The following is a 21,707-nucleotide window of genomic DNA, read 5'->3' on the forward strand; positions in this document are numbered from 1 at the left end:
GGGCAGCCTCGTTACTTCACCGAGACCACGCGATGCGCGGGCAGCACGTCGGTGAAGCGGCCGGCGATCTTGAACACCGCGCTCGGCGTACCGGCCGCCGCCCACAGTTCGTCGAACTGGAGCAGGTCCTCGTCCACCAGCAGCGCAACTTCCTCCCGGTGGCCGAACGGCGGCACGCCGCCGATCGCGAAGCCGGTGGTTTCCTTCACGAAGTCGGCATCGCCCTTGACGATCTGCGCGCCTATCAATTCGGAAATCGCCGCCTCGTTCACGCGATTCGGCCCGCTGGCGAGCACCACCACCGGCCGGTTGTCGGCCAGCGAGCGAAATACCAGCGACTTGACGATCTGCGCCTTCTGGCAGCCGAGCGTGCGCGCGGCGTCGTCGGCGGTGCGCGTGGAGGCGGGCAGTTCGAGGACTTCCATCTGCAGGCCGCGATCCGCCAGCAGATCCTGGAAATATTGGGCGCGTTTGCTCAGGCTCATGCTTGTCACTCCAGTGTCTGTTTCAGATGTCGATGATCGATCTTGCCGTTGGCCGAGATCGGCAGTTCGTCGCAAAGATGGATTTGTGCCGGCACCATGTACGCGGGCAGGACTTCGGCCAGCGCGGCGCGAATCTGCTCGGCCCCGCTGCCTTCGCTCCTGGGCACGACGAACGCCACCAGCCGCTTCTCGATGCCGTTGTCATGCACGGTCACATAGCTGCGCCGCACTTCGGGCCGGTTCTGCAGATGGAACGCGATCTCGCCGAATTCGATCCGGAAGCCGTTGATCTTGACCTGGTCGTCCAGGCGCCCCTTGAACACCAGCACGCCGTCCTCGCGCAGGTAGCCGATATCGCCGGTGTGGTAGAGCCGCTCGCGTCGCCCCGCGATCTCGTATTCGACGAAGCGCTCGCGGGTGATCTCCGGCATGCCGAGGTAGCCGGGCGTCAGGCCCGGCCCCGCGACGCAGATCTCGCCGGGCTCGCCGGCGCGGCACAGCGCACCCTGGTCGACGACATAGAGGCGCGTGTTCTGGATCGGCAGGCCGATCGGCAGCATGGTTTCGTCGGGGCCGATCTCGCGCACCGGATACCAGGTCGTGAAGGTCGTGCATTCGGTCGGACCGTAGACGCTGACGATCCGGTCCGCGCCGTAGCGGCGCAGTGCCTCGTTCATATGGCGCAGCGAGTGGGCCTCGCCGCCGGTCAGCACCGTCTCGACGTTCGCGAGCGTCGCCGGCGCTTCGTCGACGAGCGCGTTGAACAGCGCGGTGGTCAGGAACAGCAGGTTGATCCGGTGGCGCTCGATCAGGTCGCGCAGGCGCGACGCGCGCACGAAGCCGTCTTCGTAGACGACGCACGCGCCGCCATTGAGCAGCGGTCCCCAGATCTCGAAGGTCGCGGCATCGAACGTGACCGGCGCCATCTGCAGCACGCGGCTTTCCGTGTCGAGCCGCGCATAACGCGCGCCGAAGACCAGCCGCGCGACGCTTCGATGCTCGATCGGCACACCCTTGGGCTGACCGGTGGAGCCCGACGTGAAGTTGATGTAGGCGATCGAGGCCGCCGTCGCGCGCCCGTGGGGCGCTTCGCGTTGGCCTTGCTCGCGGAGCGTGTCGACCGACACCGGCAGCGCGCGACACGCGCCGAGCGCCGCGGGCGCCGGGCCGGCCGCGCCGTACAACGCATGGCGGCAGCCGGTCTGCTCGAGCAGGTGCGCGATGCGCTGGGCGGGCCAGGCCGCGTCGAGCGGCAGGTAGGCCGCGCCGGCCTTGACGATCGCCAGCAAGGCGGCCACCAGATCCACGCCGCGCGGCAGAACCAGCGCGACCACGTCGCCGGGGCGCACGCCCTCGTCGATCAGGCGCCAGGCCAGCGCATTGGCGCAGTCGTCCAGCTCACGATAGGTGCAGATCCGGCTCGCCGTGATCACGGCTGCCGCCTCCGGCCGGCGCGCCACGGCGCGGTCGAACAACTCGCCGATGCTCGCGTCGTCAGGGTAGGGCACGGACGTCTGGTTGATCCGCTCGTGAAGCGACCATGCGGCTTCATCGCAGCGAAGCGATTTCATCGAACTAGCTCCTCAAACGAGTAGCCATGTGCGCAAGCAACGGCTCGCGATGGCTATCGAGAAAGAAATGCGCGCCGTCGAACCCGACCAGCTCGCATCCGGATGTAGTGAAGCCGCGCCAGCCGGCCACGCTGGCCTCGCTGTCGATCGGATCGGCGTGGCCGTAGTAGACATGGAGCGGCACGTCGAGCGGCGTGCGGTGCCAGTTGCCCCACAGCTCCGCGAGCCGCATGTCGGCGCGCATGATCGGCAGCATCAGGCTCATCAGCCGTTCATCCTCGAGCACCTCGGTCGGCGTGCCGCCCATGGTGCGCAACGCGGCGCGGAACGCGGGCTCCGGCAGTTCGTGCAGGTAAGGCCGCGCCTGCGGACTGTCGGGGCTGCGGCAACCGCCGATGAACAGCCCCCGGCAGGTGCCCGGCGGCAGCACCGGGCGCATCCGCTGCGCGATCTCGTAGGCGAGACGGCCGCCGAAGCTGTGCCCGAACAGCGCGTGCGGCTCGCCGAGATACGGCGCGAGCGCGCTCGCGCAATCCTCGACGAGCGCGGGCCACTCGCCGTACAGCGGCTCGCGCAGGCGCATGCCGCGGCCGGGCAGGCGCACCGCCACCAGTTCGACATCCGGGGCGAGGTGCTCGACCCAGTTGCGGAACAGGTCGGCGCTGCCGCCCGCATACGCGAAACAGATCAACCGCAGCCGGGGAGCGGCCACGGGGCGCGGAACCAGGCACCACCGTGCCTGGGCCGCGCCGGCTTGCACCTGCGTCACGAGGTGCGCGTTTCGCTGTGTTGCGCGATGTGGCTCGCGATGTCGGACAGGCGGCTGTGCTCGAACAGCGCCTCCGGGGTCAGCGCATCCTCGCCGAAGCGCTCCTCCACGCGCGAAAGCAGCTTGACCGCGGTGATGGAGGTGCCGCCCGCCGCGAAGAAGTCGCTGTCGGCGTTCTCGACCCGCAGGCCCAATGCACCGCAGGCCTCGACCAGCCACGCCTCGATGTCGGTGATATCGTTGCGATTGCTCATGGTGTTTAGTGCTCCTGCCGGATTAGTTGGCCTGGAAACGGAAGCCGTTGACGTTCTCGGTGACGAAACGGTTGTGACCGAAGGCGTCCTGGCCCGCGACCTGCACGCAGCCGAACTTGTCGAGACTGGCGCTGCCGCCGAATTCTTCCAGCGTGTTGGAATACGGATAGACGCGCACCGAGTTGGGCAGATAGCGCGCGGCGAAGCCCAGCCGCATCTTGTCGGTCAGCCCGCTGTGCGGATGCGACGCGTGCATGAGCGTCGACCAGAAGATGATGAACTGGCCCTGGCGCATGACCATCGACTTGGCCTGGCTCTCGTCCGGGCTCCAGTTCGGGTCCTTCTGCAACTGTCGGTAGTCGTAGCCGAAGAAGCCGCGGCGCACGCCCTGTTTTTCCCGGTTGTTGATGGCGTCCTCGCGATACTCCATGACCTTCGATTCGTCGTAGTTCATGGTGCGATGCGTGCCGGGAATGAACTGCAGGCAGCCGTTCTCGATGGTGGCGTCGGTAAACGCCGACCAGACCGTGATGGTGCCGCCGAATTGCGCATCCTCCGGCCACACGATCTGCGGGTGCTTGGAGCCGGCCACGTTGGAGAAGTTGTCGGCCTGATGCCAGTCCGTGCCCTCGTCGCCCGGATACTTCGGGAAGAACTCCGAGCGCCAGCACAGTACGTCCGGGCCGAGGATGCTCGCGACCCGGTCGGTGATTTCCGGGCGCGTGATGTGCGAGGCCAGGAAGTCGATATCGAGATGGCGATCGTAATTGGCCAGATTGGTGACGCCGGAAATCGATTTTTCCTGGCTGTAGATGGCCTTTTTGGTGTTCAGCAGCTTGGGGCGCAGCGCCTGAAGGTTGGCTTCCATCTGGTCGCTGGGGTAAAGATCGAACGGCCCGATATAGCCGTTGCGATGAAAATCTGCCAATTCTTCCTGGCTCAAAGCAAACCTGGTACTACGTACCTCGATAGTATTGTTCATGGTTATTTTTACGGCCCTCGAAAGATGGAACTGAATTGCTCGACTGCGACATCAAAAAGCGAATATCTTTTATTGTTGTTACGTTTTTGTTTTTAATCCGGGAGTTTGATTCGCGCTGCGGCATGCATGTCGCAAGCCGCAGGCGCTACAGCTGCTCAGCCCTGCAGGGCCGGCTTGGCGTGGCTCATGCCGAACTTGATCGGCGCGCCACGTGGTTTCTTCTGCTCGATTTCCATTTGATCGATAATATCGCGAAATTCGATTTGATGGTCGGCCATTTCGCCCATCAAGAGCGCGATTACCGCGAGGTGAGACGGCACAGCACCTTTTTGTGAATAATTGGTGATTGAATTTTCATTCATCTTCACCAGGCTCGCAAATTCCCGCACGGTCAGCCGCGCGCGTTTGAGCTGATCGCGGAATTCGAAATACGTCATTACGGACACAACGGCTCTCCTTCAAAAAGCTCCGGGGCTTTGCCTGAACAAATCCGCCCTGCACGATTTCTCGATTCCGCGATCCCGGGCAATGGCCCGCTTACATCTTCACCTGATCGAGGAACGTCTTCTTGCCCGCCTTGTAGACGTACAGCGAGATCACGCCATGCGCGAGATCGCCATGCGAATCGAACTGGGTTTCACCGATCACGCCGTGATAGTCGGTCGGCGGCATCTGCGCGAGGATCTTGGCGGGGTCGGTGGATTTCGCCCGCTTCATCGCATCGACGATGATGTACACGGCGTCATAGGCGAACGGCGCGTCGTATTCGACTACCTGTCCGAAGCGCTTCTTGTATTTCGCCTGGAACGCCTCGCCGCCCGGCATCGTCTGGATCGCCGCGCCGGCCTGCGAGCACACCACGTTCTCGGTCGCATCGCCGGCGAGATTGGCCAACGATTCCGTGCAGACGCCATCGCCCGTGAAGACGCGTGCGCGCAGGCCGAGCTGCTTGGCTTGCTTGGCGAACGGGCCGCCGGTCGAATCCGAGCCGCCGTACATGATCGCGTCAGGCGTCTCGCCCTTGATTTTGGTGAGTACCGAGCGGAAGTCGATGGCCTTGTCGCTGGTGGCATCGTGCGACAGCACGGTGATGCCCAGTTCCTTCGCGCGCTTCTCGAATTCGTTCGCCAGGCCCTGGCCGTAGGCGGTCGAATCGTCGACGATCGCCACACGATGGATGTTGCCCAGCTTCTTCGCATAGTTCGCCAGCGCCGGGCCTTGCTGCGCGTCGGTGGCCACGACCCGGAAGGTGGTCTTGAAGCCCTGCTGCGTGTAGACCGGATTGGTCGAGGACGGGGAGATCTGCGTGATGCCGGCTTCGCTGTAGATCTTCGAGGCCGGGATCGACGTACCCGAGTTCAGGTGACCGACCACGGCCACCACCTTGTCGTCGACGAGCTTCTGGGCCACTTGCGTGGCCGTGCGCGGATCGGCTGCGTCATCCTGGGCGTCGAGCTGCAACGTGACGGAGTGCCCGCCGATCGTCAGGCCTTTCGCGTTGATTTCCTCCACCGCGAGGCGCGCGCCGTTTTCGTTGTCTTTACCAAGATGCGCGATCCCGCCGGTCAACGGCTCGACGCTGCCGATCTTCACGACGACCGGGTCTGCACTCGCTGCCGTCGCGGCGGCAAGCGCCAACACCGCAATCGTGGCGTTCAGCGAAAGCTTGAGTGCGCTGGATAAATGTGCTCGTTTCAAGTGCGGCTCTCCTGCGAGTGTGGTTGAGAACTTCCCGTCACGCCCGGCAACTGACCGGTGCCTTGTTTTGAATCACGCCAGCCCCTCGCTCGCGACCCCGTCGGCAGCCTACTGGCCCCCCGGGTTTCGCCGCTCTGGTGCAGGACGACGACGTGCAACACCGCAAATCGTCTTATGTATCCATATTATGTATTTTGGATACATTGGTAGCATATCGGTGCCAAGATACAATTGGCAAGTCAAAAAAATCAAGCCGGAGGTATGCATTGCGACCCCCAAACACGCTGGTCGCGGAAGCGATTCGCGAGGACATCCTGCGGGGAGAATTGCCGCCTGGAACGCCGCTGATCCAGGAGAACCTCTCGGTCAGATATGGTGTGAGCCGGATTCCGATCCGGGAGGCGCTGGTGCGCCTGGAAGCCGACGGGCTCGCCCGGCAGGAGGGCAAGCGCGGCCTGACGGTGGCGCCGCTGCATGCCACCGAGGCCGAGGACTTGTGGATGATGCGATCGCGCCTGGAGCCGCTCGCGCTCGAAATGGCGTTTCCGTTCCTGACCAAGAGCGTGCTGGGCGAAGCCGAGGACCTGATCGACAAGGTCGAACACCTCGGCAACGACCCCGCGAAACAGAGCCAGGCGAACTGGCTGTTCCACCGCACGCTTTACGAGAAGGGCAACCGCCGGCGCCTGCTGGTCACGCTCGACGGGCTGCATTTGCAGGCGGAAAGGTACTTGCGGTTCCAGTACGACGTGATGAGCCACAGCCGCGACAGCCGCACCGAGCACATGGCCATCCTCGATGCGCTGCGTGCCCGCGACCTGGAGACGGCCTGCCAGGGCCTCGTGCGGCACATCGAGGACGCCGGGCGCAAGCTGGTCACGGCGTTGCGCAACGTGCCCATCGCGGAGGCGTAGGCTTTCGCCGCATGGGCCTCGCCGACTGAACCGATGCCGGCGATGCCGGTTGGCGGCAGCCGGCGAGATCACTGACAATATGCCGCTGTAAAAAATGAGAGAGGGTGCGGTATGCGCTGGATCGGCAAGACGCTCGCGGTGATCTCGGGCATGGCGGTCGTCGGTATCGCGTGCGTTCAAGCCGCCCCCAGCGAAACTGCATTCCCGCGCTTCACGCAGGCCGAAGGCAAGCTCGATGCCGACGGGCTCCCGCTGTCCGGCGTGAAGCTCTGCGTGCTTCCCGACCATGCGCCGTGCTTCGAGATGCCGCCGACGCTTGTCCCCGGTTCCGCCAAGGAGCTGTATCAGTTCGGTCTGAATCCGCGGTCCGAACGATTGCCGATTGCATCCGGCGGCTCGTGGGTGTTTTTAGCCGGAACGTTTTCAGGCGGCGGCAGCGGAATGCTGGAGCGCGTGGCCGTCCTGCGTGTCGGCGCGAACGGCAAGATCGAGAACCTGATGCCGATCGTCACCGAAACGGAGATGGCCGATCGCGCGATGTGGAACTTGCCGGCGGTGTCGCCGTATCCGCTGTTCGTCCGGGCCGACTATGTGTGGGGCAAGGGCGAGGATCATTTCGGCACGCACTTCTTCGACGTCGACGCATGGGCGTTCGATCCCGCCGTCAATCAATACGCGAAGCGCTTTTCCTACCGGACGAGCCAGCGCTACGACAGGGGCGAGGGTGCGGACCACGTGCTGAGCGCCGAGCGTGCGGAAATCCTCCGCCGCCTCGCCGCCGCCAAGTAGCGCGCTATCGCTGCGCGTCCCCGTAAGTCTCCTTGCACACCGCGCGTAGCGCGTCGACGAGCAAATCCCGCGCGGGCGACCGGGAATCGGCGGAGCGCGTGAACAGCGCAATGGGCGGCAACGTCCACACCAGCGAATACGGCACGATCGCCACGCCGGCGATCCGCACCAGTTCCTCCGCGATATCGGCCGGCACGATCGACACGGCTTCGTCGCTCGACGCGATCATTTCGCCGATCAGCTTCGACGAGTAGCTTTCGACGATCGGCACGGGCGGCGCGATGCCGGCCGACAGGAACAGGTCGGTCACCTGTTCGCGCATCGGCGTATGCGGCGCGCCGAGAATCCAGTCGAGCGCGTGCAGCTTGTGCCAGTCGAGCGGCGTGCGGGCGAGCTTCGCCGCCAGCCGCCGGCTCGCGATCATGCGCGGCTGCTGCTGATACAGCACTTCGAACGAAACCTGCCCGAGATCGATCGCCGACGACGCGCGCCCGATCACGATATCGACACTGTGATCCTTGAGTTGCAGCAGCAGCTGATCGCTGGTGCCCTCGTGAATCGTCACGGTCAGGCGCCGCTCCATGCGCGCCTGCAGCCGCTTCAGCGCGGCCGACAGCATCTGGCCGGAGATGAACGGAATCACGCCGATGTGCAGATGGGCCGCATGCCCGGCGGCGACGGCCTCCATCTCGCGGGCGAGGTGGTCGAGATCCTTGATCATCGCCTTCGCGCGCTCGAGCACGACCGCGCCGAGCGCCGTGGGCCGCATGCCGCGCGACGAGCGCTCGAACAGCGGCGTGCCGAACATGCTCTCCAGTTCGGACAGCGCGTTCGTCACGGCCGGCTGGCTGCTCGCCATGTGCTCGGCGACCCGCGTCAGCGAGCCGTGCTGCTGGATCTGCAGCAACAGCACCAGATGCCGGATCTTCAGACGCGCGCCGAGCCGCCTGACCACGTCGTTTGCATCAAAATTCATTGACTGGTCATGCATTCATCATGAAAAAGTGATGGACCGATATTAAAACAGAATCATCACGTTATGGCAGATCCCTAGAATCCTCTTCATGGATCGCGCCGGGACTGGCCTGGCGCCCACGCCGAGACCCAGAACATGAAACAGACAGAGACACAGCAGCAGGCCGCGTTCGACTATCACGAGTTTCCGACCCCCGGGAAAATCTCGGTCGTGGCGAGCAAGCCGCTGGTGACCCAGCGCGATCTGGCGCTGGCCTATACGCCCGGCGTGGCGAGCGTGTGCGAGTCGATCGCCGCCGATCCGCTGCAGGCGCACCGCTTCACGAGCCGCGGCAACCTGGTCGGCGTGATCACGAACGGCACCGCCGTGCTCGGTCTCGGCAACATCGGCCCGCTCGCATCGAAGCCGGTCATGGAAGGCAAGGCCGTCCTGTTCAAGAAGTTCGCCGGGATCGACGTGTTCGACATCGAGATCAACGAGACCGACCCGGACAAGCTGGTCGACATCATTGCCGGCCTCGAACCGACGTTCGGCGGCATCAACCTCGAGGACATCAAGGCGCCGGAATGCTTCACCGTCGAGCAGAAGCTGCGCGAACGCATGAAGATTCCCGTCTTCCACGACGATCAGCACGGCACGGCCATTACCGTGTCCGCCGCGTTCATCAACGGGCTGAAGGTCGTCGGGAAGTCCATCAAGGAAGTGAAGGTCGTGACGTCGGGCGCCGGTGCGGCCGCGCTGGCGTGTCTGGACCTGCTGGTCGACCTCGGGCTGCCGGTGGAAAACGTCTGGGTGACCGACATCGAGGGCGTCGTCTATCGCGGCCGTACCACGTTGATGGACCCGGCCAAGTCGCGCTTCGCGCAGGAAACCGACGCGCGCAAGCTTGCCGAAGTGATCGGTGGCGCGGATGTGTTCCTCGGCCTGTCGGTCGGCGGCATCCTTACGGCAGAGATGCTGAAGGCAATGGCAGCACGCCCGCTGATTCTCGCGCTGGCCAACCCGACGCCGGAAATCTTCCCGGAACTGGCGCATGAGACGCGCGACGACGTCGTGATCGCGACGGGCCGCTCGGACTACCCGAACCAGGTCAACAACGTCCTCTGTTTCCCGTACATTTTCCGCGGCGCGCTCGATGTGGGCGCGACGACGATCACGCGCGAGATGGAAATTGCCGCGGTGCACGCGATCGCCGGGCTGGCCGAGGAAGAGCAGAACGAAGTCGTCGCGGCGGCCTATGGTGCGTACGACGTGTCGTTCGGCGCGCAATACCTGATTCCGAAGCCGTTCGACCCGCGCCTGATCGTGCGGATCGCGCCGGCCGTGGCGAAGGCGGCGATGGAAGGCGGCGTGGCGACGCGTCCGCTCGCGAATCTCGATGCGTACGTCGAGCAGTTGCAGCAATTCGTCTATCACTCGGGCGCGTTCATGAAGCCGCTGTTCGCGACTGCCCGCCAGCTCGTGCGTGACGGCGGCAAGGCGCGGATCGTGTTCACCGAAGGCGAGGACGAACGCGTGCTGCGGGCGGTGCAGGTGATCGTCGACGAGAAGCTGGCGCGTCCGATTCTGGTCGGGCGCCCGGAGGTGCTGCTGGCGCGCATCGAGCGGTTCGGCCTGCGTTTGCGACTCGGTCAGGACGTCGAAGTGACCAATCCGGAATATGACGAGCGCTTCCCGCAGTACTGGACGAAGTATTGGGAACTGCGCTGCCGCGACGGCATTTCGAAGGAAATGGCGCGCGTGGAAATGCGTCGGCGCCTGACGTTGATCGGCGCGATGATGGTGCAGCTCGGCGACGCGGACGGGATGATCTGCGGGACGGTGGGCGAGTATCACAATCACTTGCGGTTCGTGGACGAAGTGATCGGCAAGAAGCCGGGGGCCTCGACTTACGCGGCGATGAACATCCTGTTGCTCGATCAGCGGACGGTCGCGCTGGTGGATACGCACGTGAACGACAACCCCGATGCGGAGCAGATCGCGGAATTCACGATCGCGGCGGCGCGGCAGATGGAATGGCTGAACCTGACGCCGAAGGTGGCGCTGCTGTCGCGGTCGAATTTCGGGTCGGGGAGCGCGGCTTCGGGCGTGAAGATGCGCCGGGCGCTGGAGATCGTGCGCGAGCAGGCGCCGGACATCGAGGCGGATGGCGAGATGCATGGCGACTGTGCGCTCGATGAAGGGCTGCGCGCGAAGCTGCTGCCGATGTCGCCGTTGAAGGGGGCCGCGAACTTGCTGGTTTGTCCGAATGTGGATGCGGGGAATATCGCTTACAACCTGCTCAAGACCGAGGCGGGGAGTAATGTGGCGGTGGGGCCTTTCCTGTTGGGTGTTAATGCGCCGGTGAATATTCTTACTTCCAGTGCGACCGTGCGGCGGATCGTGAATATGGCTGCGTTGACGGTGATCGAGGCGAATCGGGGTGTGGCGGGCTGATTGATTGGTTGGTTGTTGTGGGGCGGCTGAGGCTGCCCTTCGTTTGTCGGCTTCAGTTGCGGGTTGAGTCCGCAGCCAGAAGCGGTCGTTAGCCGCCACCGGTATCGGCTTCCTGCACGAATGCTTCGGTTTTGCCTGAGCCTGGGTCGCCGAGCAACACGTATGCCGTTAAAGCTCGCGTGTCGCTCAGCGGGATCGGTTTTGCAACCGGACCATCTTTGATGTCAGATTGGCGCGTGCATGTGCGCGGTACCAGCAGCATCTGCGTCTCTTATCTTTTGGTTGAGTTCATTGTTCAGCGAGTCCCAATAGTAACCGTACGCCGATGCACATCACGTAATCCATGACTTCACGGCCATGCTTTCAGGCATCTAGGCGGCGGAAGCGGCGATGCGGGATATGCGAGGGAATGCGTGACTTCGGGAGCACGCCCCAACACGCATCAAATCCGCACGCCATGCCGCCCGTCCCCCCATTTAATGACCAAACCGCAAGACCTAGTGCATAGATATCGTTTGCCGAGCCCTTAATGACTATCGACAATCGTGGCTCGAATTCCCCGCCGCGGCGCCAGAAGCGCCTTGGCGGCCGGCACTCGGCGGCTATTCCGGCCGCCCACGCCTTCCAGCACACGACGACATGTACGCGTTCACGCCCTCATTCCAAAACCCTGCCGGCTCGCCGATCCGCGAGTTGTTCAAGTACCTGTCCGAACCGGGCATGATTTCCTTCGCGGGCGGCTATCCGGCGAGCGACCTGTTCGACGTCGACGGCCTGAACGCGGCCGCCGAACGCGCGTACGCACAGCCCGTCCGCTGTCTGCAATACGGCCCGACCGACGGCCTCGCCGAGCTGAAGCAGCAACTGATCGCGCTGATGGCGCGTCGCGGCGTCGGGTGCACGCCGGCCGAACTGCTCATCACGACCGGTTCGCAGCAAGGCCTCGACCTGCTGCTGCGCGTGATGGTGTCGCCCGGCGACGTCGTGCTGACCGAACAGCCGGCGTACCCGGCCACGCTGCAGGCGATGCGGTTGCAACAGGCGCGCATCGTGACGATTCCGGTCGACGGCGAAGGCCTCGACGTCGATCGCCTCGCAGCGCAACTCGCGTCCGGCGCGATCGCGCAGCCGAAGCTGCTCTACACGGTCCCGACCTTCGCGAACCCGACGGGTGCGACGCTCACGCGCGAACGCCGGCTGAAGCTGCTGCGTCTCGCGGTGCAATACCGTTTCCTGATCGTCGAGGACGATCCGTACGGCGACCTGCGTTTCGCCGGCGAAGCCGTGCCGTCGATGCTCGCGCTGGCCGGCGAGGTGGACGGCGCGCGCGACTGGCTCGTGCATTTCGCGAGCCTGTCGAAGATCGTCGCGCCGGGGCTGCGCGTGGGCTGGACGATCGCACCGGCCGAGATCACGCGGCGCTGCGTGATCGCGAAGCAGACGGTCGATCTGTGCAGCACGCCGTGGACGCAGGCCACCGCCGCCGAATATCTGGCCGACGGTGCGCTCGAACGTCATCTGCCGCGCATCACGGCCGCGTACCGACGCAAATGCGACGCGATGTGCGACGCGCTGCGCGACGGCTTCGGCGACGCGATCGAATTCCATCGTCCCGAAGGCGGAATGTTCGTGTGGGCGCGGCTCGGCGCGGTATCGTCGGACGTGCTGCTGCAACAGGCGATCGCCAACAAGATCGTGTTCGTGCCCGGCAAGGCGTTCTTCGCGGACAACGTCGACGCGGCGTCGCTGCGCCTGTCGTTCGCCGCGCCGGACGTCGATGCGATCCGGGAAGGCGTCGCGCGCCTCGTGCGCGCGTATGGTGCGGCGCTGGCCGCGTGAGGAGACATCAGCGTGAATATCACCGTCAACGAAACGGCATCGACGGGGGCGGCGGCGAGCGCCGCCTATAAGCAGCCGGCGAAGCATCGCTCGTCGCAGATCAGCGCCGGGCCGCAATATGTGGCCGACGTGCTCGGCCGCTTCGGCGCGGAGCCGGCGCCCGATGCAGGCGATGCGGCGCCGGTCGTGCTCGGCTACAACTGACGGGCGTACGGGCGGCGACGCATCCCATGCGAGCCGTCGCCGAAACAAACGGTTAAGCTGGCGCGATCGAAACACCGACGATCGCCGCCGCCCCATGTCCGACTCGACCACCGACTCGATCTCCGAATCGCTCGCGCAAACCTACGACCGCTTGTGGTCCTGCCTTGAATCCGGCGTCAACGTGCAGCGCTCGCCGTTCACGATGCTGCAGGCGGCGACCCTCGGCCTCGATGGTGCGCCGAAGGTTCGGACGATCGTGTTGCGCCAGGTGAGTCGCATCGAGCGCGTGCTGTCGTTTCATACCGATGCACGTTCGGCGAAGGTCGCGGAGTTGCGTCGCGATCCGCGTCTCTCGATCGTCGCCAACGATCTCGACACGCTTGTGCAGATTCGTGCGGAAGGCGTTGCATCGATCTGCGACGACGAGGCGCAACGGCGCGCGATCTGGGAAGCGAGCCGTCCGCATACGCTGCTGCTGTATCGTGCGCCGCTGCCGCCCGGCACGCCGGTCGTATCGCCGGAAGCCGCGCATCTTGACAGCACAGCTCCCACCGCCGACGGCTACGAAAACTTCTGCCTGATCTACATGACGGTCACGCGCATCGACTGGCTCGAACTCGCGCGCGCCGGCCATCGTCGCGCGGTATTCGAGCTGAACGAACGCGGCTACGAAGCTCGCTGGATCGCGCCCTGACGCTGGCCGAGCGTACCCAATCCGCTCAAGGCCGCCCGTCCGACGCGGCCTGGATCATCCACGCGCGCATCACCGCGATCGCATCGTCGTCGCGGCGCTCGGCCGGATACACGAGATAAAACCCCATCGACAGCGGAAACGCGAAGTCGAACGGCTTGCACAGCCGTCCGGCGGCGATGTCGCGCTCGACGAGCGGCTCGGTCGCGAGCGCGATGCCCTGGCCGGCGACGGCCGCATCGATCGCGAGCGACGTCTGGTTGAAGCGCAGCCCCTTGTGCGGATCGACGTCGACCGGTGCGGGCATCGCCGCGAGGAACTCGGGCCACAGATCGTGCGCGTCGTGCAGCAGCACCTGCCCGGCGAGCGCGCGCGGCGAAGCCGGCGCGGTCAGCACCGACGGGCTGCACACTGCGCACACGTCGAGCGGGAACAGCGCATGGGTGGCGAGATGCTTGCCGAACGGCGGCTTGCCATAGCGGATCGCCAGATCGACGCCATCGTGGCGGAACGTCGCGATCTGCGGATCGGCGATCACGCGCACGTCGTAGTCGGGGTGTGCTTCGGTGAACTGCGCGAGCCGCGGGATCAGCCACTTCGACGCGAACGACGGCGTCGTGCTGATCGTCAGCGCGGCGCGTCGTTTGACGAGCTTGTCGGTGGCGTCGGCGATCGCATGCAGCGCGCGCTGCACGTCGGAGAAATACGCGGCGCCGTCGTGCGTGAGCGCGAGGCCGCGCGGCAGGCGCTCGAACAGCTTCAGGCCGAGCACGTCCTCGAGGTGGCGCACCTGCTGCGCGACGGCGCCCTGCGTGACGCCGATCTCGTCGGCGGCGGCGCGGAAATTGAGGTGCCGCGCGGACACTTCGAACGCACGAAGCGCATTCAATGGCGGCAGACGGGAAGGGCGTGGTGGCATCGTCAGGCTGTAGAAAAACTATCGGCTGGCGGCAGAAATACTGGTTCGACAGCCGGAATCGATGCGCCTACATTACCACCATGGCGCGCCGAATGGCGGCTGCGCGGCGGCAGAATCGGAACGAGGAGCACATCGTGACTGTAGAAAAAGTGGCGTTGATCACGGCGGCGGGCAAGGGCATGGGCGCGGCGATCGCGCGCGAACTGGCGGCGACGGGCTATCGCGTCGCGCTGATGTCGCCGTCGGGCAGCGCGGTGGCGCTTGGCGAGGAACTGGGCGGTTTCGGCATCCAGGGCTCGGTGACTGAAGAAGCCGATATCGACAAGCTCGTGCAGGAAACGATCGCGCGCTACGGGCGGATCGACGCGGTCGTGAACAACACCGGCCATCCGCCGAAGGGCGAGCTGCTGGCGATCACCGACGACAACTGGCACGCAGGGCTCGACCTGATTCTGCTGAACGTGGTGCGCGTGATGCGTCGCGTGACGCCGATCTTCCAGAAGCAGGGCGGCGGCGCGGTGGTGAACATCTCGAGCTTCGCGGCGGACGCGCCGGAGCAGCCGATGCCCGTGTCGTCGGCGCTGCGCGCGGCGTTGAGCGCATGGACGCGCCTGTACGCGGAACGCTATGCGGCCGAGAACATCCGGATGAACGCGGTGCTGCCGGGCTTCATCGACAGCTGGCCGGAAACGCCGGAGATCGTCGCGCGCATTCCGGCCGGGCGCTTCGGCAAGACCGGCGAGATCGCGAAGACGGTCGCGTTCCTGCTGTCGGACGGCGCGGGCTACATCACCGGGCAGAACATTCGCGTCGACGGCGCGATCGTCAAGGCGCTCTGAGCGCCGCATCGGCGAGCGGCCATACAGGCGTGGCCGCTCACCACGCAACAGCTACAAACGCGTACAAATCAGACAAATCCGGGATACATCAGACCTTTCGAATAGGCGACGCCGCGTGACGAGGGCGCGCCTGATTGAAAGCCTGGGCGCGATTCCGCGCGCGGCATGTTCACTTTCCACTTCACGAAAGGAGATGCCGAACGATGTCTTCCACACCGTTTTCCCCGATGCGTCGCCACCTGCTGGCCACTTCCGTGGCCGCCGGGGTGTCGGCGATGCTGCCCACCGCGCTGCATGCGGCCACCGGCGCGAGCGGCATACGCTCGTTTACCGCACACATTCCCGATGAAGCCGTGGCCGACCTGCGCCGTCGCATTGCCGCGACGCGCTGGCCGGGCCGCGAGACCGTCGCCGACGAATCGCAGGGTGTGCGGCTCGCGCGCATGCAGGCGCTGCTGCGCTACTGGGGCACCGACTACGACTGGCGCAAGGGCGAGGCGCGCCTGAACGGTTTCCCGATGTTCATCACGGAAATCGACGGGCTCGACATTCATTTCATTCACGTGCGGTCACGGCACGAGAACGCGATGCCGATGATCATGACGCACGGCTGGCCCGGTTCGATCTTCGAGCTGCTGAAGGCGATCGGCCCGCTCACCGACCCGACCGCGCACGGCGCGAGCGCGGACGATGCGTTCCACGTCGTCGTGCCGTCGCTGCCGGGCTTCGGCTTCTCGGGCCGGCCAACGAAGACCGGCTGGGGCTCCGATCACATCGCGCGAGCGTGGGGCGAGCTGATGGCGCGGCTCGGCTATACGCGTTTCGTGTCGCAGGGCGGCGACTGCGGCTCGGTGATCTCGCACCGGATGGCGATGCAGCGCGTGCAGGGGCTGGTCGGGATTCACGTGAACATGCCGGCGACGGTGCCGCCGGAGATCGCGACGCTGCTCGCGACCGATGCGCCCGCGCCGGCTTCGCTGTCGCCGAAGGAGAAGGCCGCGTACGAGAAGCTCGCGACGTTCTATCGCGACAACTGCGGCTACTCGGCGATGATGGTCACGCGGCCGCAGACGGTCGGTTATGCGCTGGCGGATTCGCCGTCCGGGCAGGCTGCGTGGATGTACGACAAGATTTCGCAGTGGACTTATAGCGGAGGAGTACCGGAACGCTCGATTCCGCGCGACGAGATCCTCGACGACATTTCGTTGTACTGGCTGACGAACACCGCGACGTCGTCCGCGCAGATCTACTGGGAGGATCACTCGAACAATTTCAACGCGGTGGATATCTCGTTGCCGGCGGCGATCACGGTGTTTCCGGGCGAGATCTATCAGGCGCCGCGCAGTTGGGCCGAGCGCAGTTATCACAACCTGATCTACTTCAACGAAGTCGACAAGGGCGGGCACTTCGCGGCATGGGAGGAGCCGGAATTGTTTGCGCGTGAAGTGCGTGCCGGGTTCCGGCCGTTGCGGCGCGTGTAAGCAGGGGGCGCGACGAATGCGGGCCGGCCTGTTGCGCGGCTCGCGTTCGTTTTCAGGTCACCGCCTGCAACGCCTGCGCAAACCGCTTGTCCGCCAGATACGCGACGTTGAAGCGGCAATACTTCGACGGACGATCGGCCTGCGGCGAGAACACCGCCCCGGGCGCGAGGATCACGCCGCGCTCCAGCAGCGCCTGCGCGAGCAACATCGAATCCGGCCAGCCGGGCAGCGCGGCCCACAGATACAGGTTCTGCTCGCACGGCCGATAGACCTCCGCGCCGAGACGGCCGAGCGCATCGAGCGCGGTGCCGGTCGCGCGCCGCAGCTTCTCCTGCAGATGATTCGTATGCCTGAGAAAATGGCCATCGCTGACGATCGCATCGAGCGTGCGTTCGCAGTATTCCGAGGTGCTGACGTGCGTCAGCATCTTCACGTCGGCGAGATCGCTGGCAAGCGCCGCATTGCACGCGAGAAACCCGACACGCAGCGCGGCCGACACCGATTTCGAAAAACTGCCGATATAAATGGTGCGGCGCAACTGGTCGAGCGTCGCGATGCGCGTGAGCGAGCGCGGCCGCAGGTCGGCCAGCGCATCGTCCTCGACGATGATCAGGTCGTGCGCGTCGGCGAGTTGCAGGATACGGTGCGCCTTGGCCGCACTCGTATCGGTTGCGGTCGGGTTGTGACCGACCGATTGCGTGAAGAACAGCTTCGGCCGGTACGCGGCGATGTGCTCGGCCAGCTTCGTGACGTCGGGCCCGTCGATCTCGCGCGGCACGCCGACGATGTTCGCGCCGCTCAGTTTCAACTTGCCGAACAGCGGGTAGTAGCCGGGATCGTCGACGAGCACGGTGTCGCCGGGGCGCACGAAATAGCGCAGCACGAGGTCCATCGCCTGGTTCGCGCCGTGCGTGAGCACGATCTGCACGGGCGGCGCCTCGATCTCGTAGCCGGCGAGCTTCTGCTGCAGCGACTGGCGCAGCGGCAGGTAGCCGAAGCGGCTGCCGTAGCGGAACAGCGACGCGGCGCTCGTGCGCATGATGCGCTGCTGGTACTGGTTCAGCCGCGTTTCCTCGAGCCACTCGATCGGCGGGAAGCCTTCGCCGAGATTGAGCACGTCGGGCTTCGCGTGCAGTTGCTCGCGCATCAGCCACACGATGTCCATCGCGCGGTCGAGCGAGCTCGGCTCGTCGAGCTCGGGCGCGGCCGCCGCGCGTCGCGTGACGAAGAAGCCCGAGCCGCGGCGCGGCTCGATCAGGCCGTCGGCCGCGAGCATCTCGAACGCGCTGATCACGGTGTTCTTCGAGCAGCCGGCTGCCTCAGCGTATTCCCTGATCGACGGCAGTTTCGCGCCGGCCGGCAACACCCCTTCCTCGATCTGTCTGGCGAGATTGTCCGCCATCGCGCCAGACAGGCTGGCTTTTGCACGCTGTTTCATCGGAATCTTCCGTCGGACCGGCCCACTGTCATGGGTACGGTTGAGTGACTGTCTGCGCCGTTTGTACCTTTTCAATGGGTACAGCGTGACTATTATTCGGCTGTCCGCCGCTCGCCGCAAGCACCGACGGGCGACATCGCCACCCGCAACAGTCAATCCATCATGCCGATCGATTCCGCCTTGCCGAACTTCCGCTCGCTGACGCCCGAGCAACGCCTGTCCCACTTGTCCCGTGCCGTCGGGCTCGACGATGCCGAGCACGCGCTGCTCGCCCGACCGGGCGCGCTGCCGCTCGATACCGCGAACGGGATGATCGAGAACGTGATCGGCACGTTCGAGCTGCCGATGGCGGTGGCCGGCTACTTCCGGATCAACGATCGGGACGTGATCGTGCCGATGGCCGTCGAGGAGCCGTCGATCGTGGCGGCCGCATCGTACATGGCGAAGCTTTCCCGCGCGGCGGGCGGCTTCCGCACGTCGAGCAGCGGCCCGCTGATGCGTGCGCAGGTCCAGGTGGTCGGCGTCGACGATCCGTATGGCGCGCGGCTCGCGATCCTGCGTCATGCGGCCGAACTGATCGCCCTCGCGAACAGTCGCGACAAGGTGCTGGTCGGCCTCGGCGGCGGCTGCCGCGACATCGAGGTTCATGTGTTCCCCGACACGCCGCGCGGCGCGATGATCGTCGCGCACCTGATCGTCGACGTGCGCGACGCGATGGGCGCGAACACGGTCAACACGATGGCCGAAACCGTCGCGACGCGCATCGAGGCGATTACCGGCGGCCAGGTACGGTTGCGGATACTGTCCAACCTCGCCGACCTGCGGTTGGCGCGCGCAGAGGTACGGTACTCGGCCGCGACGCTCGCGACCGACGATTACGCCGGCGAAGCGGTGATCGACCGCGTGATCGACGCATACGTGTTCGCGGCGACCGATCCGTACCGCGCGGCGACCCACAACAAGGGCATCATGAACGGCATCGATCCGGTGGTGGTCGCGACCGGCAACGACTGGCGCGCGGTCGAGGCCGGCGCGCATGCGTACGCGAGCCGCAGCGGCCGCTATACGTCGCTGACGACGTGGGAGAAGGCCGCGAACGGCGACCTCGTCGGCACGATCGAGATGCCGATGCCGGTCGGGCTCGTCGGCGGCGCGACGAAGACGCATCCGCTCGCGCGCCTCGCTTTGAAGATCATGAACGTGACGTCCGCGCAGGCACTCGGCGAAATTGCGGTCGCGGTCGGGCTTGCGCAGAATCTCGGGGCGCTGCGTGCGCTTGCGACCGAAGGGATCCAGCGCGGCCACATGGCGCTGCATGCGCGCAACATCGCCGTCGCGGCCGGCGCGACCGGCGCCGACATCGACCGGATCGCGCAGCGGATGGTCGCGGCGAAGGACGTGCGTACCGATTTCGCCGTCGAGCTGCTCGCGGGCCGCAGCGGCGGCTGACGCGCGGCTGCGCGCCGCGTGATCGATGCGGCGTGCAGTCCGCGCCGCGCCGGCCCGGCCGGCGACATATCAAACCAGGAGGAGACACATGGAACAGACCGGTTCAAGCGCCGTCGCACCCGCGCCGCATCGCACCCGGCCGTTGGCCGGCGCCGATGCGGCGGCCACGACGCTCGTCGAGGTATGGGGCGACACGGTGGCGACGAAGCATCTCGCGTGGTCGGTGCTGCTCGGCATCGCGATCAGCCTCGGCGCGTTCGAGATCGGCCGCATCGCGCTCGCATCGTTCGTGCACGACGCGGCGATCGCCCGCGCTTATGCGATGCTGATCGGCCTCGGCGGGTGCCTGCTGGCTGGCACGATCTGCGCCGTGCTGTTCAAGCCGAAGCGCACGGTGATCGAACATGCGGCGGGCAGCGCCGAGCGCGACGACGCCTTGCGGCAACTCGCCGAAGCTTCGGGCGGGATCGGCGCACCGAGCGACCTGTCGGCCAGCGCGCGCGCCGAGATGGAGGAACTCGGGCTGCTCGACCTGTTCGCGTCGTACGACGCGTCGACCGGGCGCGCACGCGCGGGAGGCCGCTGATGGATGCACTGCTGCAGGCGTTGCCGGCCGCGTTCGCGATGGGGCTGCTCGGCGCGATCGTGTTCTCCGGCATCGGGCTGATCTCCGGCACCGACGAAACGACGACGATCGCGCCGCTCACGTTGCTCGTCGCGCTGCTCGGCGTGCCGCCGGCCGGCGTGTTCACGTTTTTCCTCGCGGGCGCGGTGGCCAAGCACATCACGCATGCGATCCCGACCGCGCTGCTCGGCATTCCCGGCGACACGATGGCGGCGCCGCTGCTGCAACAGGCGACGCTGCTGCGCGCGCTCGGCGTGCCACACATCGCGCTGCGCAAGATGATCTCCGGTGCGATCGTCGCCGCGTTCGTCGCGCTGCCCCTCGCGGTGCTGTTCGCGTCGTTGCTCGCGCCGTTCGGCGCGGCGATCGCGAAGGCCGCGCCGTGGGTGTTCCTCGCGGCGGCCGTCGGCATCGCATACTGCTCGGCGGGGCGTTGGGCGTCGGTGCTGCTGCTGGTGCCGTTCGTGATGCTGGTGGTCGGGCTGCAGGCGCTCACGGGTCATTACGGCGTGAAGCTGAGCGTCAGCTACTTCCTCGGGATCGCGATCGGCCCGCTGGTGGCCGACCTGTTCTCGATCCTGTCGCCGGCCGAGCGGCGGCGCATGCGCCGCGACGGGCCGTCGACGTTCGTGCTCGCGCCCGACGTGAAAAGCTGGCGCGGCTATTTCCCCAATCCGCTGAAGGTACTCGACCGCGAGCAGGTCGCGTGGACGGTCGGCACGGCGGCCGTGTCGAGCGCGACGTTCGTGTTCAGCCCGGTCGCGATGACGGTGCTGATGGGCGAGATCGTCGGCGCGCGCGTGCGTCATGCGTATCAGCGCCTGACGACCGTGATCGCCGCACGTAACGGCGTGACCGAGGCCACCTATATCGCCGAGGCACTGATTCCGCTGATCGCGTTCGGGCTGCCGCTGAGCCCGGTGGCGGCCGGCCCGGCCGCGCCGCTGTTCAATGCGCCGCCTCGCTTCACGGTCGACGTGGCGAGCGGGCAGATCCACAACCTCCATACGCTGATGAGCTGGCCCGAGTTCCTCGGCTACGGGCTGCTGTCGATCGTGCTGGCCGCGCTGATCGCGTATCCGCTCGCGATGCACCACGCGCACCGCGCGGCATCGTTCGTCGCGCGCAAGCTGAGCCACGAAGCGATCATCGCGACCTTCGCGGGGCTGATCGTCGTGATCGGCGTGTGGGAAGGGCAACTGCTCGGGCTCGCCGTGATCGTGACGATCGGCCTGTTCGGCGGGATGCTGTCGCGCCTGTTCGCGTTCAACACCGGCGTGCAGTTCATGGGCTATTACGTCGCGGTGCTCAGCGTGCCCGCGATCGCCAGGCTGTTCTGACTCGCCGG

22 protein-coding genes are annotated in these 21,707 nt (G+C 65.9%); 11 read left to right on the plus strand and 11 right to left on the minus strand.

The window, feature by feature from the left end; translation table 11 throughout:
* Positions 1–11: 11 nt before the first annotated feature.
* The 7 genes from SY91_RS28405 to SY91_RS28435 form a co-directional block, all read right to left on the minus strand.
* Entirely contained in the window at positions 12–485 is a 474-nt protein-coding gene (locus tag SY91_RS28405; protein ID WP_023475376.1) for a YbaK/EbsC family protein, read from the minus strand.
* A 5-nt stretch (positions 486–490) separates the two neighbouring features.
* On the minus strand, positions 491–2,056 hold the full coding sequence (locus SY91_RS28410; protein WP_023475377.1) for an amino acid adenylation domain-containing protein: 1,566 nt from the start codon (positions 2,054–2,056) through the stop codon (positions 491–493).
* A 4-nt stretch (positions 2,057–2,060) separates the two neighbouring features.
* Positions 2,061–2,768: a thioesterase II family protein gene (locus SY91_RS28415; RefSeq protein ID WP_226239639.1), complete on the minus strand. Its 708-nt coding sequence runs from the start codon at positions 2,766–2,768 to the stop codon at positions 2,061–2,063.
* Positions 2,769–2,821: 53 nt separating this feature from the next.
* Complete coding sequence (locus SY91_RS28420) at positions 2,822–3,079, minus strand: phosphopantetheine-binding protein (RefSeq protein ID WP_023475379.1); 258 nt, start codon at positions 3,077–3,079, stop codon at positions 2,822–2,824.
* Between the two features lie 22 nt (positions 3,080–3,101).
* Positions 3,102–4,061, minus strand: coding sequence for a chlorinating enzyme (locus SY91_RS28425; protein WP_043886952.1), 960 nt, complete (start codon positions 4,059–4,061; stop codon positions 3,102–3,104).
* Between the two features lie 155 nt (positions 4,062–4,216).
* Positions 4,217–4,498, minus strand: a complete 282-nt coding sequence (locus SY91_RS28430; protein ID WP_034174981.1) for a hypothetical protein — start codon at positions 4,496–4,498, stop codon at positions 4,217–4,219.
* Between the two features lie 100 nt (positions 4,499–4,598).
* Positions 4,599–5,759 carry a branched-chain amino acid ABC transporter substrate-binding protein gene (locus tag SY91_RS28435; RefSeq protein WP_124591392.1) on the minus strand — a complete coding sequence of 387 codons (1,161 nt, stop codon included), beginning with the start codon at positions 5,757–5,759 and terminating at the stop codon, positions 4,599–4,601.
* A 266-nt stretch (positions 5,760–6,025) separates the two neighbouring features.
* On the opposite strand from SY91_RS28435, the gene SY91_RS28440 reads away from it, so the two are divergent.
* Together SY91_RS28440 and SY91_RS28445 are read left to right on the plus strand one after the other, a co-directional pair.
* The gene (locus SY91_RS28440) at positions 6,026–6,673 is read left to right on the plus strand and encodes a GntR family transcriptional regulator (protein WP_011694537.1); all 648 of its coding nucleotides are present in this window, start codon (positions 6,026–6,028) and stop codon (positions 6,671–6,673) included.
* 111 nt (positions 6,674–6,784) lie between these two features.
* Positions 6,785–7,462, plus strand: a complete 678-nt coding sequence (locus SY91_RS28445; protein ID WP_023475383.1) for a hypothetical protein — start codon at positions 6,785–6,787, stop codon at positions 7,460–7,462.
* Between the two features lie 4 nt (positions 7,463–7,466).
* Here SY91_RS28445 and SY91_RS28450 read toward each other — a convergent pair whose 3' ends face one another.
* Positions 7,467–8,438 (minus strand): LysR substrate-binding domain-containing protein, encoded by a 972-nt coding sequence (locus SY91_RS28450; RefSeq protein ID WP_006495747.1) that lies wholly within the window; start codon positions 8,436–8,438, stop codon positions 7,467–7,469.
* A 135-nt stretch (positions 8,439–8,573) separates the two neighbouring features.
* Between SY91_RS28450 and SY91_RS28455 the strand changes: the two genes are divergently transcribed.
* Positions 8,574–10,874 carry an NADP-dependent malic enzyme gene (locus tag SY91_RS28455; RefSeq protein WP_023475384.1) on the plus strand — a complete coding sequence of 767 codons (2,301 nt, stop codon included), beginning with the start codon at positions 8,574–8,576 and terminating at the stop codon, positions 10,872–10,874.
* An 88-nt stretch (positions 10,875–10,962) separates the two neighbouring features.
* On the opposite strand, the gene SY91_RS28460 is transcribed toward SY91_RS28455, so the two are convergent.
* A complete protein-coding gene (locus tag SY91_RS28460) occupies positions 10,963–11,136 on the minus strand; it encodes a hypothetical protein (protein WP_185921253.1) in 174 nt (57 codons plus the stop codon).
* Between the two features lie 377 nt (positions 11,137–11,513).
* Here SY91_RS28460 and SY91_RS28465 point away from each other — a divergent pair, with 377 nt between their 5' ends.
* From SY91_RS28465 to SY91_RS28475, 3 genes are all read left to right on the plus strand, one after another.
* Positions 11,514–12,713, plus strand: a complete 1,200-nt coding sequence (locus SY91_RS28465) for a PLP-dependent aminotransferase family protein (RefSeq protein ID WP_023475385.1) — start codon at positions 11,514–11,516, stop codon at positions 12,711–12,713.
* Positions 12,714–12,725: 12 nt separating this feature from the next.
* Positions 12,726–12,917: a hypothetical protein gene (locus tag SY91_RS28470; protein WP_023475386.1), complete on the plus strand. Its 192-nt coding sequence runs from the start codon at positions 12,726–12,728 to the stop codon at positions 12,915–12,917.
* 94 nt (positions 12,918–13,011) lie between these two features.
* Entirely contained in the window at positions 13,012–13,611 is a 600-nt protein-coding gene (locus SY91_RS28475; RefSeq protein WP_023475387.1) for a pyridoxamine 5'-phosphate oxidase family protein, read from the plus strand.
* 25 nt (positions 13,612–13,636) lie between these two features.
* Here SY91_RS28475 and gcvA read toward each other — a convergent pair whose 3' ends face one another.
* Positions 13,637–14,527 carry a transcriptional regulator GcvA gene (gcvA, locus tag SY91_RS28480; RefSeq protein WP_023475388.1) on the minus strand — a complete coding sequence of 297 codons (891 nt, stop codon included), beginning with the start codon at positions 14,525–14,527 and terminating at the stop codon, positions 13,637–13,639.
* A gap of 134 nt (positions 14,528–14,661) precedes the next feature.
* Here gcvA and SY91_RS28485 point away from each other — a divergent pair, with 134 nt between their 5' ends.
* The gene (locus SY91_RS28485) at positions 14,662–15,366 is read left to right on the plus strand and encodes an SDR family oxidoreductase (RefSeq protein WP_012338750.1); all 705 of its coding nucleotides are present in this window, start codon (positions 14,662–14,664) and stop codon (positions 15,364–15,366) included.
* 203 nt (positions 15,367–15,569) lie between these two features.
* Positions 15,570–16,847 (plus strand): epoxide hydrolase family protein, encoded by a 1,278-nt coding sequence (locus SY91_RS28490; protein ID WP_023475391.1) that lies wholly within the window; start codon positions 15,570–15,572, stop codon positions 16,845–16,847.
* 52 nt (positions 16,848–16,899) lie between these two features.
* Here SY91_RS28490 and SY91_RS28495 read toward each other — a convergent pair whose 3' ends face one another.
* The gene (locus tag SY91_RS28495; RefSeq protein WP_023475392.1) at positions 16,900–18,285 is read right to left on the minus strand and encodes a PLP-dependent aminotransferase family protein; all 1,386 of its coding nucleotides are present in this window, start codon (positions 18,283–18,285) and stop codon (positions 16,900–16,902) included.
* A 162-nt stretch (positions 18,286–18,447) separates the two neighbouring features.
* Between SY91_RS28495 and SY91_RS28500 the strand changes: the two genes are divergently transcribed.
* The 3 genes from SY91_RS28500 to SY91_RS28510 all read left to right on the plus strand — a co-directional run bounded on the left by SY91_RS28500 (position 18,448) and on the right by SY91_RS28510 (position 21,699).
* The gene (locus SY91_RS28500) at positions 18,448–19,734 is read left to right on the plus strand and encodes a hydroxymethylglutaryl-CoA reductase, degradative (RefSeq protein WP_023475393.1); all 1,287 of its coding nucleotides are present in this window, start codon (positions 18,448–18,450) and stop codon (positions 19,732–19,734) included.
* An 88-nt stretch (positions 19,735–19,822) separates the two neighbouring features.
* Positions 19,823–20,320, plus strand: coding sequence for a hypothetical protein (locus SY91_RS28505; protein WP_023475394.1), 498 nt, complete (start codon positions 19,823–19,825; stop codon positions 20,318–20,320).
* On the plus strand, positions 20,320–21,699 hold the full coding sequence (locus SY91_RS28510; RefSeq protein ID WP_023475395.1) for a tripartite tricarboxylate transporter permease: 1,380 nt from the start codon (positions 20,320–20,322) through the stop codon (positions 21,697–21,699). The genes SY91_RS28505 and SY91_RS28510 overlap by 1 nt, the downstream gene beginning before the upstream one ends.
* The last annotated feature ends 8 nt before the right edge of the window (positions 21,700–21,707 follow it).

Source organism: Burkholderia cenocepacia (assembly GCF_014211915.1).
GTDB lineage: Bacteria > Pseudomonadota > Gammaproteobacteria > Burkholderiales > Burkholderiaceae > Burkholderia > Burkholderia orbicola.